Consider the following 14,403-nt stretch of genomic DNA (forward strand, 5'->3'; position numbering starts at 1 on the left):
AATTTTGAAAGCAAAAGCATTTGATACCCGATTATTCAAGAGAATTTTAACTTACACCAAGCCCTACCAATGGCGTTTCAACGGCGTAGTAGCATTTGCTGTTTTCTTATCTGTATTTGCTGCTGTACGACCCTATTTATTGAAACAGACTGTTGACAGCTATATTCAGCCAAAAGACCAGACCGGTTTATTGATTTACATTACTTTGATGGGGATTGTACTTTTGCTGGAAGTATTTTCACAATTTTTCTTTGTGTATTGGGCGAACTGGCTGGGACAGGATATTGTAAAAGATATTAGAATAAAACTATTCAAACATATCCTGAGTTTCCGAATGAAATATTTTGATCTAGTTCCTGTGGGACAGCTCGTAACCCGATCTGTATCGGACATTGAAGCGATTGCCCGCATTTTCAGCCAAGGATTATTTATGATTATCAGCGACATGATGAAAATGCTCGTGGTTCTTATATTTATGTTTTACATGAACTGGAAACTGACTTGGATTGTGATTATTGCCATGCCTATCTTAGTTTACATCACTAGCATTTTTCAGAAAAAGATGCAGATTGCCTTCGAGGAAGTGCGTACACAAATTGCCAACATGAACTCTTTTGTACAGGAAAGAGTTACGGGTATGAAAATTGTGCAGCTGTTTCACCGTGAAGATATTGAAGCCGAAAAATTCAAGGTAATTAACGACAAGCACAATAAAGCATGGATAAAAACCATTTTATACAACTCGATTTTCTTCCCTATTGCTGATATTATTTCATCATTAACACTTGGTTTTATTGTTCTCTATGGAGGTTTTCATATTTTGGACGGAGACAGTTCAACTACATTTGGAGATTTATTTTCATACACAATGTTCATCGGAATGTTGTTCAATCCGTTGCGCCAGATTGCGGATAAATTCAACGAGATGCAACTGGGAATGATTGCGGCCAACCGTGTTTTTGACATCTTGGACACCCAAGACCAAATTCAGGACACCGGAACAATCGAAGCACCTTTATTTGACGGCGACATCCGTTTTGAGAATATTCATTTTGGCTATATTCCAAACGAAGAGGTAATAAAAGGAATCAGCCTTGATGTAAAAGCAAGCCAGACCATTGCTATTGTTGGTTCTACCGGAGCCGGGAAATCAACTATCATTAATTTACTGAACCGTTTTTATGAAATTAACAGTGGCTCCATCTTTATAGACAATCACAATATTGAGAATTATACTTTGAGTTCACTGCGTAAACAGATTGCTGTGGTTTTGCAGGATGTATTTCTTTTTGCAGATACCATTTACAATAATATAACGCTCAACAGCCCTGAAATTACAAGAGATCAGGTATTGGATGCTGCCAAAAAAATAGGGGTTCATGATTTCATTATGAGCCTGCCGGACAATTATGATTTTGATGTAAAAGAACGAGGCGTAATGCTTTCGTCGGGACAAAGACAGCTTATCGCGTTTTTGAGAGCTTATGTCAGCAATCCGAGTATTCTTATTCTGGATGAGGCGACTTCGTCTATTGATACCTATTCGGAGGAATTAATTCAGCGCGCGACTGAAACGATTACTAAAGGCAGGACTTCGATTGTAATTGCACATCGTTTGGCAACTATTGTCAATGCCGACAAAATTGTGGTAATGGACAAAGGCCTGATTGTAGAACAGGGAACACATCAGGAATTAATAAATCAGGAAAGCGGCTATTACAAAAACTTGTATGATTCTCAGTTTAACACTTCGAATTTTGACAGCACTTTATAAGCTGAGTGTAATTTTCCGAACACTTTTTTATAACAAAATGTAGAAAAACTTTGCTACTCTAATTTCACAATAATTAAATAAATCCTTAAATTCGCAATCTCAATTTATTACATTAATAACTAAAAACAGCAATGAGTTTTACAAATTCATTTTTACAGTAATTTAAATAAAAATTCAAAGAAATGACACGAGCGTTAGCGACTTCATTTTATCATTAAAAACAAATAAAAAAAATTTAAAATGAAATACGATATTATAGTTTTAGGAAGTGGCCCTGGAGGATATGTTACAGCAATTAGAGCCTCTCAATTAGGATTTAAAGTTGCTGTAGTCGAAAAAGAAAACCTTGGCGGTATCTGTTTAAATTGGGGTTGTATTCCAACGAAAGCGTTACTGAAATCGGCTCAGGTTTTTGATTATTTGAAACACGCTTCAGATTACGGACTAACTGTAAATGAATTTGATAAAGATTTTTCGGCTGTTGTACAACGCAGCCGCAGTGTTGCAGAAGGAATGAGCAAAGGTGTTCAATTCCTGATGAAAAAAAATAAAATTGACGTTATTGATGGTTTTGGAAAATTAAAACCAGGCAAAAAACTTGACGTTACTGATAAAGACGGAAAAGTTACTGAATACAGTGCTGACCATATTATCATCGCTACTGGAGCTCGTTCTCGTGAATTGCCAAACTTGCCACAAGATGGTGTAAAAGTAATTGGATACCGTCAGGCGATGACTTTACCAACACAGCCAAAATCTATGATTGTTGTAGGTTCTGGAGCAATTGGAGTTGAATTTGCACATTTCTACAACTCAATGGGAACTGATGTAACCATCGTTGAATTTATGCCAAATGTAGTTCCTGTTGAAGACGAAGATATCTCAAAACAATTTGAGCGTTCTTTGAAAAAAGCGGGTATCAAAATTATGACAAACTCTTCAGTAGAGCGTATTGACACTTCTGGAGCTGGAGTTAAAGCTTTCGTTAAAACTGCAAAAGGCGAAGAAATTCTTGAAGCTGATATTTTATTGTCAGCTGTTGGAATCAAAACTAATATCGAAAACATCGGATTGGAAGAAGTAGGTATTGCTGTTGACAGAGATAAAATCTTGGTAAATGCTTACAACGCAACTAACATCCCAGGTTACTATGCAATTGGTGACGTAACTCCTGGACAAGCATTGGCTCACGTAGCTTCTGCTGAAGGTATCAACTGTGTTGAAAAAATTGCAGGTATGCACGTTGAACCAATCGATTACGGAAACGTTCCTGGATGTACTTATGCAACTCCAGAAATCGCTTCTGTTGGATTGACTGAAAAACAAGCAAAAGAAAAAGGATACGAATTGAAAATTGGTAAATTCCCATTCTCTGCTTCTGGAAAAGCGAAAGCTGCCGGAACTCCTGATGGTTTTGTAAAAGTAATTTTTGATGCAAAATATGGCGAATGGTTAGGATGCCACATGATTGGTGCTGGTGTTACCGATATGATTGCCGAAGCAGTTGTTGCTCGTAAACTAGAAACTACAGGACACGAAATACTTAAAGCCATCCACCCTCACCCAACAATGAGCGAAGCTGTTATGGAAGCGGTTGCTGATGCTTATGGTGAAGTAATTCACTTGTAATATTCAGATTTAAAATAAAAATTTAGATTTATATAGGAATCCGTTTTGTGAAAGCAGAGCGGATTTTTTTTTTGATTCATTTTGAACTTCATTTTAGATCTCAAATTATATCTCTACAATTTTTGTAGAATTTAAAACACATAACACTTTGAAAATAGCATTTTCTATCTTATATTTACGATAATAAAATCTATAACTAAAATGACACACAATAACATATTAGAAACCATTGGCAACACGCCACATGTAAAAATCAACAAACTATATGGTTCAGACGCCAATGTTTGGATAAAACTGGAAAAAACAAACCCAGGAGCCAGCATCAAGGACAGAATTGCCCTTTCTATGATAGAAGACGCTGAAGAAAAAGGATTAATCCAAAAAGGCAGCACTATTATTGAGGCAACATCGGGAAATACAGGTATTGGACTTGCAATGGTTGCTGCCGTAAAAGGATATAAATTAATCCTTGTAATGCCAGATTCCATGTCAGTAGAAAGACGCCGATTAATGAGTATTTATGGAGCCGAATTTGTACTTACTCCCCGTGAAAAAGGAATGAAGGGATCTCTTGAAAAAGCGCAGGAATTACTAGCTGAAATTCCAAATTCCTGGTCTCCTCTACAATTTGACAATCAAGCAAACATCGATATTCACAAAACCACCACAGCCCAGGAAATCATCAAAGCTTTTCCAAATGGATTGGATTATCTAATCACTGGTGTAGGAACCGGAGGACATATTACAGGCTGCGCTGAAGTGCTGAAACAGCAATTTCCAAATCTGAAAGTGTTTGCTGTAGAGCCAGAATTATCACCTGTTATTAGTGGCGGAGCACCTTCGCCCCATCCTATTCAAGGTATTGGAGCAGGCTTTATTCCAACCAATTTACATACAGAAATCCTTGACGGAGCCATACAGGTAAGCAAAGATGAAGCGTATGAATATGCACAGAGAGCTGCAAAAGAAGAAGGAATCCTCCTTGGAGTTTCATCTGGAGCTTCTTTGGCAGCTGTTGCTAAAAAACTCAAAGAAATCCCCGCAGGATCAAAAGTACTAACATTCTGCTATGACACAGGAGAACGTTATTTAAGCATCGAAGGATTATTCGAATAAAAAAACAATCATTTACTAAAAACCGATTTGTGAAAGCAGATCGGTTTTTTTATGCTATAAATTAAAGGCAAAATCATTTTTAATCTCTTCCATTACAAAAGAACTCTGCACATTCGAAATTCCTTTGATTACCGACAGCTTATCAATCACAAATTTCTGGTATTCATTCATATCATTTACCGCAACTTTCAGTAAAAAATCATAATTTCCTGATACGTGAAAGCATCCCGAAACTTCAGGAAAGACAAGAATATGCTGCTTAAAATCATCAATCAGCTCTCTCGAATGCACCGCCAGAGTCACCTGACAGTATACACTGATTGATTTCCCAATTTTCTCTGCATCCAGCAAAGCCACATAATTCTTGATATACTGTTTCTGTTCCAATTTTTTGATTCTTTCAAAAGTTGGAGAAACAGATAATCCAACTTTTTCGGCTATTTCTTTCGTGTTTTGCTTGGCATCTTTTTGCAAAAGCATCAATATTTTTTTGTCTATCGCATCCATCACAGAATAATTATATTGTTTTAGAAAAAATAAAAATTGATTTCAATATTAAAAAACGGAATTAATATCCAAAATTAGAATTATATTTTGAATTATATAACAAATAAAGAATATTAAGCCTTTAAAACTATATTTACAGAAAAAAAATATCATGGCATCTATTTCAGAATCACTTTCCGAGCAGGACAATCAGCGTTTGTCCGAACTAACACAATACATCGAAAATGCCCGCGATAATTTCCTTGGCTATCCGGTTTCCAAAGATTTTGACTATTCGGAAATCAGTCATTTTTTAAAATATCCAATTAATAATCTCGGCGATCCATTTGAAGACTGCACCTACAAAGTGCAGACCCACGAACTCGAAAGAGAAGTCGTTGGATTTTTTGCCAAATTATTCCGAGCCAACCCAAAAGATTATTGGGGTTATGTGACCAACGGCGGTTCCGAAAGCAACTTGTACGGATTATATCTCGCCCGTGAATTGTATCCAAAAGCGATGGTTTACTACTCCGAATCGACGCATTACAGTGTCCGCAAAAACATCCATCTTCTCAATATCCCGAGCATCGTTATCCGTTCACAGGAAAACGGCGAAATTGATTATACCGATTTTGAAAATACCGTAAAAATGAACCGTCACAAGCCAGCCATCGTACTTACAACTTTTGGAACAACGATGAAAGAAGCCAAAGATGACGTTTCAAAAATCAGGAATATACTAAAAGGACTGGCCATACAGGACAGCTATATTCACTGCGATGCGGCCTTATCGGGCAGTTACGGCGCATTTATGGAGCCTCGATTACCGTTTGATTTTACCGATGGAGCCGACAGTATTTCCATCAGCGGACACAAATTCATTGGCTCTCCTATTCCAACCGGTGTAATTATTACAAAGCGTTCTAACCGTGACCGAATCTCAAAAGGAATTTCATACATCGGTTCTTTGGACACAACTATTACAGGTTCAAGAAACGGTCATTGTCCTTTGTTTTTATGGTACACTTTAAAAAAATTGGGAGTTGATGGTTTAAAAAAACGCTATCTGCACAGCCTAGAAACAGCTGAATATTGTGAGCAGAAATTAAAAAGCATAGGCATTCCAGCCTGGAGAAACCCGAATTCCATCACAGTAGTTTTTCCAAAAACGACCGAGGAAATTAAATCCAAATGGCAGTTGGCTGCCGAAGGTGACATTTCACACATCATCTGTATGCCCAATGTGACCAAGGAACAAATTGATTTATTCATCAATGACATTGAAAACTGCATTGAAAATCCTGAGGAATTAATAGAATTTGGCTTCTAAGTACAAGTTCCGAATTTAAAAATTCATAATATTAAAAATTGCTTCAGGTTAAAATGATTTTCATCTATTAAAACCTCGAAATCATTTTAATCTGTGGTATTTATTTTTAAAGATTAGTTTTTAACTTTGGAAAAAAACAAAACAAATGCTTTCTGCTTTCAAGATTATAATGGAGAAAAAAATCAAAAATCCAGATTGGGGGTATTTAAACAGATTCAAAGATGAAAATGCTCAGATTATAGCTTTGCCCATCGAAGAAAAAAGAATAGTATTTTTTGGTGATTCCATTACAGCTGGATGGAAAATACATGATCCAGAATTCTTTATCAACACAAATTATATCAATCGAGGCATAAATGGTCAGACAACCTCACAAATGCTGTTGCGTTTTAGACCCGATGTAATCGAACTGAAGCCTGAAAAAGTCATTATTTTGGCTGGCACCAATGATATTGCAGGAAATACTGGCCCGACAACTCTCGAAATTATTTTAGGAAACCTTATATCGATGTGTGAATTAGCCAAAGCAAATTCTATAAAACCAGTTTTATGCTCCCTCCTGCCTGCTTTGGATTACCCTTGGCGAAAAGAAAAACAGCCTGCAGAAAAAATTGCGGCACTAAACTCTATGATTAAGCAATATACTGCAATAAACAATATTATATATGTAGATTATTATTCGGCTATGGTAAACAGCCAAAAAGGTCTGAAATCAATTTATTCTGAGGATGGTGTTCATCCAAACAAAGAAGGATATTACAAAATGAAATCGATACTAGAACCCTTCATTTCAATGTGATATAATTCCCAAAAAGTAACGATTATGTTATATCTCGCAAAACCATTTTGCTCCAGCTAATTCTTTGACCAATCGTTGTTATTTTTTCTAAAAAACACCTTACTTTTACCTCTTCAAAAATAACAATACAATTTCATAATCATGACCAAGGATCTGATTGTTCAAAATATTAGTGCTTTAAAAAGTGATTTTACTATAAATTATAGCATAAAGACTAAAACTGAAGCCTTTACCGAAAAATTATTTTACACTTTATTTGATTCAAATGCACCATTAAATGAGAGCATTGATGAATTAGAAAAACAATTTAAGGAAATTGCTTCGTTGGCCTGCAAAAAAGCTCAGGCTTCCTGTGAAAGTGCCTGGGATAATTTTTTACATAAACTTCCATCTGTGCTCGAAAATCTGAATAAAGATGCTTCTTACATCTTAGAAAATGATCCTGCCTCCAATGGAATTGAAGAGATTTACCTTGCCTATCCCGGATTTTACGCCATTGCCATTTATAGATTGAGCCATGAATTGTATTTACTTGACTTGATGCTTTTTTCAAGATTGATGAGCGAATATGCACACCGCATTACTGGAACAGATATTCATGCGGGTGCCACGATTGCATCTCCTTTCTTTATCGATCACGCCACAGGAATCGTAATTGGGGAAACTGCCGTTATCGAAAAGAATGTAAAAATATACCAAGGAGTAACTTTGGGAGCATTAAGTGTGAGCAAAGACATGAAAAATTCCAAAAGACATCCCACTGTAGAAAAAAATGTATGCATTTATGCCAATGCAACTATTTTGGGAGGCAATACCGTTATAGGCAAAAACAGTATCGTTGGCGGAAATTCATGGGTAACCAAATCAATCCCTCCAGATTCAATTGTATTGAACACCACCACAACCGAAGTCAAAATAAAAGAAAAAAAGTAAAATGAATACTTATAAATTAACAGAATTAATCGGGAATACTCCATTGGTGGAAACCGTCAATCTGGTAACAAACAAAAACGTAAAACTGTTATTAAAACTCGAAGGAGACAATCCTGGCGGAAGCGTAAAAGACCGTGCTGCCTATAACATGATTGCATCTGCCATCGAAAGAGGAGATATTAAAAAAGGAGATAAGTTGATTGAAGCTACAAGCGGCAACACCGGAATTGCTCTAGCCATGATAGCCCAATTATTCAATATCGAAATCGAACTGGTACTGCCGGAAGATTCTACTATCGAACGCACACAAACCATGCAGGCTTATGGCGCAACAGTTATTCAGACTCCGGCCAGTGAAGGAATAATTGGTTCCAGAGATTATGCCGACAAAAAAGTAGCCGAAGGCGGTTATGTCATGCTGAATCAGTTTGCCAATGAAGATAACTGGAAAGCCCATTACAAAACTACAGGTCCCGAAATATGGAATGATACTGATGGAACTATAACGCACTTTGTGTCAGCGATGGGAACTACCGGAACAATTATAGGAACCTCAACTTATCTGAAAGAGAAAAACCCAAATATCCAGATTATTGGTGCACAGCCCAGCGATGGATCACAGATTCCAGGTATTAGAAAGTGGCCACAGGAATATCTGCCAAAAATTTATGATGCCTCAAAAGTGGATATCACCGTTGATATCAGTGAAGAAGAAGCCCGTATAATGACCAAAAGATTAGCAAAGGAAGAAGGTGTTTTTGCTGGTATGAGCAGCGGAGGTTCTGTTGCTGTTGCCGTAAAAATTGCCAATCAGCTGGAATCTGGAGTTGTGGTAGCCATTATCTGTGATCGCGGCGACCGTTATTTATCTTCGGATTTATTCGAGTAAAAGTGACTAAGTCTCTGAGTTGCTAAAATTCTAAGTTTAAAATCTTAGCGACTTAGTATCTCAGCATCTTATCAACTCAAAAAAAACTCAGCAACTTAGTAACTTTAAAGAAAAAAAATGAACTATCGCAAACTAGGAAAAACCAATTTTAATATTTCAGAAATAGCACTTGGCACTTGGCAGGTGGGCGGAAAATGGGGTTCGCCTTTTAATGACAAAACCGCCGATGAATTAATTAATACCGCAATTGACAAAGGCGTTAATTTTATTGACACTGCCGATGTTTATGAAAATGGATTGAGCGAAACTGCTGTTGGTCGTGTTATTCGATCCCGCTCGGAGCGTATTTATGTAGCTACAAAATGTGGCCGTCATATCAATCCGCATGTAAATGAAGGCTATCAGCCAAAAGTACTGCAGCAATATGTAGAAGACAGCCTGAAAAGAATGAAGCTGGAAACAATCGATCTTATTCAGCTGCACTGTCCGCCGACACAGGTGTTTTACCGTCCTGAAATCTTCGAAATGTTTGACCGTCTGAAAGAACAAGGAAAAATTTTGAATTTGGGTGTCAGTGTAGAAAAAGTTGAAGAAGCCTTAAAAGCTATCGAATTTTCTAACGTAACTACTGTTCAGATTATCTTCAATCTTTTCCGTCAGCGCCCTTCCGAATTGTTTTTTAAAGAAGCCAAAAGAAAAGACATCGGAATTATTGCCAGAGTACCGCTTGCCAGCGGATTATTAACGGGTAAATTTGATGCCAAAACTACTTTTGACGCACAGGATCACCGCAATTTTAACCGTGATGGAGCTGCTTTTGACAAAGGTGAAACTTTTTCGGGCATTGATTATGAATTAGGCTTAAAAGCTGTTGATGCCCTAAAAGCTTTATTTCCAGAAACTGAAAACCTCGCTCCTATTGCCCTGCAATGGATTTTGAGCTTTAACGAAATCAGCTGTATTATTCCGGGCGCATCAAAGGAAAGCCACGTTTTATCCAATCTTTCTGTATATGACATGCCCGAACTTACTCCTGAAAAAATCAGTGCGATGAACGCCATTTATGAGCAGTACATCAAACCGCAGGTGCATCAGCTTTGGTAATTATATTAATAAAGCATGAGAAACTACATTAGAAAATACATAAATGGTAAAACAGTATTGCTGCTGTTTGTGCTTTGCAACATTGTATATTCTGTAATGCTCATCGTTACCATACCCGAAATAATGCATTATTCAGGGAATATAAAAATATTAGATATGATGCCTGCCGGATATGATACAGAATATGTCAATATCCTTTTTAAAGCATTAGGGACTTCTGGCAGAAATGCATATTTATACCATCAGCTTCCGCTGGATTTGATTTATCCCGGTCTTTTTGGCATCAGCTCCTGCTTGGTTCTCTGTTATTTTTTTAACAAATTAGGAAAGCTGGAAAGCTCTTTATTCTATTTATCCTTGATTCCAATATTTTCGGCAATTTTTGATTATGCCGAAAATATTGGAATTATAAATATGCTGAAAGATTACCCAGCAATCAGCGAAACGCAGGTTCAGATTACAAGTTTCTTTACAATCTTAAAAAGTATTTTGACCTCCATTTACTTTATCATTCTAATTATTGTCTTATTGGTACTAGCCCAAAAAAAGCTGTCTGCCAATAAGATTTAAAATTCTAAATTACCATTGTAAAACATCTTTAACTATTCGGATTAAAGGTGTTTTTGTTTTTTACAGCCCAAAAAACTTATTGATTTTCAATATCATGCAAAAAAATAATCATAAAAATTTGCGTAGTTAAATAACTACACTTATATTTGAAGTCAAATAACTACACAATGATTTTAAGAAGAGATGTATTTCAAGCTTTAGCAGATCCAACACGCAGATCCATATTACTGCTGGTCGCTGCACAATCCATGACAGCAGGTGCCATAGCATCCAACTTTGACACCGCAAGACCTACGGTTTCCAAACACCTGCAGATCTTAACCGAATGCGAACTGCTAAGACAGGAGCAAAACGGCAGGGAGATATCCTATCATTTTAATGCTCAAAAAATGAAAGAAGTAGCAGACTTTATCGAACCCTTCAGACAAATGTGGGAAGAACGATTTAATAAATTAGAAACTGTAATGAAAAATTATAAACCTAAAGAATAATTCAAAATGGAACAGAAAACAAAAATCAATGCCGAAGACGGCAGACAGGATCTGGTGATAACAAGGGAATTCGATATACCATTGGAATTGCTTTTCAAAGCCTACACCGAAGCAGAGCTAGTAGAACAATGGATGGGCACAAAAGTGCTGAAATTAGACAATAAAAACCACGGAAGCTATCAATTTGAAACTTCACACAATGGTGCAGTCATGTTTAAAGCAAACGGTACCATTCATGAATTTGTTCCTGATCAAAAGATTACACGGACATTTGAAATGGAAAACATGCCAATCGGTGTCCAGCTTGAATTTTTAGAATTTGAAAAAATTACGGAGAATACCAGCAAAATAAAAATTCATATCATTTACAAATCGTCGGCACATAGAGAACAGCAGCTAAAAATGCCTTTTGCTTATGGCTTAAATATGGCTCACGATAAATTAGAAGAAATAGTAACTAAATTAAAATAACTATCATGGAAAAAAGAAAACTGATAACGTATTGGATTATTACAGGATTGCTTTGTTTCTGTATGCTTGGAGGAATAGGACAATTATTTCAGGTTAAAGAAGTTGTAGCCGGATTTGCACCGCTTGGCTATCCTTTATATTTTATATCAATAATTGGGTTTTGGAAAACTTTGGCAATCATAGCCATACTAATTCCAAAATTTCCACTGCTAAAAGAATGGGCTTATGCGGGGATATTTTTTGCAATGACAGGTGCATCAATTTCTCATATAGCAGTTAACGATTCTGCATTTCACATCATTGTGCCATTAATAATTGCAGGTTTAGCAATAGCTTCCTGGTATTTGAGACCGGCATCAAGAAGAATAATTTCTCCAAATTAATAGCAAAACAATAACGTATTTATATAGGTTTATCCTTTTTGGATGAGCCTATATTTTTTTTAAATACCTCTCTATATGCAGCATTCTGAATTCACGAGCTTTTTCAAAAACAATAATTTATAAGATTTAGAGTACTTAAATTATTTTACTGCAAATGTTTTTCACTATATTTGACGCAAATGTTATATTTTTAAATAAAAACAGATTCAGATCATTATATCACATCTGATTTATAAATGCAAATACTGACTCACGAATTATATATCAACTAATTATTAAACTAAAATTAAATGAGGAATTATACAATCGCTTGTATAAGCATTTTGCTAGTGGCATCATCTTGTCAAAAAAAAGAAGAACTCACCTCGGGTATTGTTAAAAAAAACATGGATACCTTGGTTAAGCCAGGTGACGATTTTAACAGATTTGTAAACGGAAACTGGGAAAAAGTAACACAGATACCCGCAGATAAAGCTTCATATGGTGCTTTTTATATGCTCGACGACAAATCAAAAAAAGACGTAAAAGCTATTATTGAAGAAGCGGCAAAAGCAAACAATGCAAAAGGCAGTGACGAACAAAAAATTGGTGATTTCTATGCTTCATTCATCGACAGAAAAACAAGAGACAGCAAAGGAATCTCGCCAATACAGCCTGAATTTGCTAAAATAGATGCTATTAAAAGCTATACTGATTTAGCGACGTATTTTGGCCGTGCAAATCGCCTAGGGCTTAATTCGCCTTTCGAAATTTCCGTTTTAAATGATTTTAAAGATCCTGCAAAATATACTGCTATCACTTGGCAAGACGGTTTAGGACTGCCGGACAGGGATTATTATCTTGCAAAAGATGCCAAAATGCAGGACATACGAACCAAATATATTGTTCATCTTGAAGCTATGTTAAAGTTAGCAGGTATAGAAAATCCAGCTGAAAAAGCCAAAACTATTATGGCACTTGAAACTGCCTTGGCAACTAAGCAAATGAAGAAAGAAGATACTCGTGATATTCAGAAATTGTACAATCCCTATACTGTAGCGGATCTAAAAACTTTAATGCCAGATTTTGACTGGTCTGCAATGCTGAAAGAATCTGGTTTTGACAAAGAGAAAAAAATTGTAATAGCACAAATAGAATATACGAAAAGCTTAAACGATATAATTAAATCTACTCCAATCGATACTTGGAAAACATTCTTAAAATGGGGTGTTATAGACAATGCTTCAACGAGTTTAACAACAAAATTAGATAATCAGAACTTCGATTTTTTCAGCAAAACTTTATATGGTACTGAAAAACAAGAAGAAGACTGGAAGCGTGCTGTAAAAACAGTAAACAACAATTTGGGTGAAATTGTAGGTAAGGTATATGTTAAAAAACACTTTTCTCCAGAAGCCAAAGAAAAAATGACTGATCTGGTAAAAAATCTATTGAAAGCCTATGCCGAAAGCATTAAGAAACTGGATTGGATGACCGATGCTACTAAAAAAGAAGCACTTAAAAAGGTGGATAAATTCATGATTAAAATAGGATATCCAGATACATGGAAAGATTATTCTAAAGTAACCATCGACAAAAGTGATTTATATGGCAATATTGAAAGAGCAACTGCTTTTGAATATCAGCGAAATCTGGACAAATTAGGAAAACCAGTAGACAGGACTGAATGGGATATGACACCGCAAACTGTGAATGCATATTACAATCCAACACTAAACGAAATTGTATTTCCTGCAGCTATACTTCAATCTCCATTTTTTGATATGAATGCAGACGATGCCGTAAATTATGGTGGCATTGGCGCAGTTATCGGACATGAAATCGGGCATGGTTTTGATGACCAGGGAAGCACTTTTGATGGTGATGGCGTAATGAAAAACTGGTGGTCTCCAGCAGATTTAAAAGCATTCAAAGCAAAAACAAATGCTTTAGTGGGACAATACAATGAATTCAAGGCATTTCCCGATTTGAACATCAATGGCACCTATACTCTTGGCGAAAACATTGGAGATCTTGGAGGATTAAGCATTGCCATCAAGGCATACAAAATGTCTTTAAACGGAAAAGAAGCTCCAGTTCTAGACGGCTACACAGGAATTCAGCGCGTATTCCTTGGCTGGGGACAGGTTTGGGCTGAAAAAAGCAGAGAAAAAGCATTACGCAGCCAAATTGCAACCGATCCTCACTCGCCTGCAAAATTCAGAGTAAATGGTGTGGTCCGTAATGTCCCTGAATTCTACGAAGCTTTTAATATTAAGCCAACTGATAAATTATATCTGGCTCCAGAAAAAAGAGTGAAAATCTGGTAAAATATCAAATCAAATATTCTCAACCGCCTCATGATCTGGGGCGGTTTTTTTATATAAATGAAAAAATTAATCAATTCGTTTATTATTTTTGAATTCAATCTTATGAATCTACTATA

At 36.2% G+C, this 14,403-nt stretch carries 14 protein-coding genes; 13 read left to right on the forward strand and 1 reads right to left on the reverse strand.

The features are described from left to right. The first annotated feature begins 4 nt into the window (after positions 1–4). The 3 genes from ABEG11_RS04490 (at position 5) to cysK (ending at position 4,519) form a co-directional block, all read left to right on the forward strand. Positions 5–1,774 (forward strand): ABC transporter ATP-binding protein, encoded by a 1,770-nt coding sequence (locus ABEG11_RS04490; RefSeq protein WP_348823002.1) that lies wholly within the window; start codon positions 5–7, stop codon positions 1,772–1,774. Positions 1,775–2,014: 240 nt separating this feature from the next. After that, positions 2,015–3,403, forward strand: coding sequence for a dihydrolipoyl dehydrogenase (gene lpdA, locus ABEG11_RS04495; protein ID WP_348823003.1), 1,389 nt, complete (start codon positions 2,015–2,017; stop codon positions 3,401–3,403). A 201-nt stretch (positions 3,404–3,604) separates the two neighbouring features. After that, positions 3,605–4,519 (forward strand): cysteine synthase A, encoded by a 915-nt coding sequence (gene cysK, locus ABEG11_RS04500; RefSeq protein WP_348823004.1) that lies wholly within the window; start codon positions 3,605–3,607, stop codon positions 4,517–4,519. A 54-nt stretch (positions 4,520–4,573) separates the two neighbouring features. Here cysK and ABEG11_RS04505 read toward each other — a convergent pair whose 3' ends face one another. Next, positions 4,574–5,026, reverse strand: coding sequence for an Lrp/AsnC family transcriptional regulator (locus tag ABEG11_RS04505; protein ID WP_348823005.1), 453 nt, complete (start codon positions 5,024–5,026; stop codon positions 4,574–4,576). Between the two features lie 151 nt (positions 5,027–5,177). Here ABEG11_RS04505 and ABEG11_RS04510 point away from each other — a divergent pair, with 151 nt between their 5' ends. The 10 genes from ABEG11_RS04510 to ABEG11_RS04555 all read left to right on the forward strand — a co-directional run bounded on the left by ABEG11_RS04510 (position 5,178) and on the right by ABEG11_RS04555 (position 14,287). Continuing rightward, positions 5,178–6,338 carry a histidine decarboxylase gene (locus tag ABEG11_RS04510; RefSeq protein WP_348823006.1) on the forward strand — a complete coding sequence of 387 codons (1,161 nt, stop codon included), beginning with the start codon at positions 5,178–5,180 and terminating at the stop codon, positions 6,336–6,338. A gap of 145 nt (positions 6,339–6,483) precedes the next feature. Further along, positions 6,484–7,137, forward strand: coding sequence for an SGNH/GDSL hydrolase family protein (locus ABEG11_RS04515; protein WP_348823007.1), 654 nt, complete (start codon positions 6,484–6,486; stop codon positions 7,135–7,137). Between the two features lie 141 nt (positions 7,138–7,278). Beyond that, complete coding sequence (epsC, locus tag ABEG11_RS04520) at positions 7,279–8,070, forward strand: serine O-acetyltransferase EpsC (RefSeq protein WP_348823008.1); 792 nt, start codon at positions 7,279–7,281, stop codon at positions 8,068–8,070. Position 8,071: 1 nt separating this feature from the next. Next, positions 8,072–8,959 (forward strand): cysteine synthase CysM, encoded by an 888-nt coding sequence (gene cysM, locus ABEG11_RS04525; protein WP_348823009.1) that lies wholly within the window; start codon positions 8,072–8,074, stop codon positions 8,957–8,959. 117 nt (positions 8,960–9,076) lie between these two features. After that, positions 9,077–10,063: an aldo/keto reductase gene (locus tag ABEG11_RS04530; RefSeq protein WP_348823010.1), complete on the forward strand. Its 987-nt coding sequence runs from the start codon at positions 9,077–9,079 to the stop codon at positions 10,061–10,063. A gap of 15 nt (positions 10,064–10,078) precedes the next feature. Next, positions 10,079–10,633: a hypothetical protein gene (locus ABEG11_RS04535; protein ID WP_348823011.1), complete on the forward strand. Its 555-nt coding sequence runs from the start codon at positions 10,079–10,081 to the stop codon at positions 10,631–10,633. Between the two features lie 167 nt (positions 10,634–10,800). Next, entirely contained in the window at positions 10,801–11,124 is a 324-nt protein-coding gene (locus ABEG11_RS04540; RefSeq protein WP_348823012.1) for an ArsR/SmtB family transcription factor, read from the forward strand. Between the two features lie 6 nt (positions 11,125–11,130). After that, positions 11,131–11,595 (forward strand): SRPBCC family protein, encoded by a 465-nt coding sequence (locus tag ABEG11_RS04545; RefSeq protein WP_348823013.1) that lies wholly within the window; start codon positions 11,131–11,133, stop codon positions 11,593–11,595. A 5-nt stretch (positions 11,596–11,600) separates the two neighbouring features. After that, positions 11,601–11,978 (forward strand): DoxX family protein, encoded by a 378-nt coding sequence (locus ABEG11_RS04550; RefSeq protein ID WP_348823014.1) that lies wholly within the window; start codon positions 11,601–11,603, stop codon positions 11,976–11,978. A 290-nt stretch (positions 11,979–12,268) separates the two neighbouring features. Then, complete coding sequence (locus tag ABEG11_RS04555) at positions 12,269–14,287, forward strand: M13 family metallopeptidase (protein WP_348823015.1); 2,019 nt, start codon at positions 12,269–12,271, stop codon at positions 14,285–14,287. Positions 14,288–14,403 lie beyond the last annotated feature (116 nt).

Source organism: Flavobacterium aestuarii (assembly GCF_040049115.1).
In the GTDB taxonomy this organism is placed as follows: domain Bacteria; phylum Bacteroidota; class Bacteroidia; order Flavobacteriales; family Flavobacteriaceae; genus Flavobacterium; species Flavobacterium aestuarii.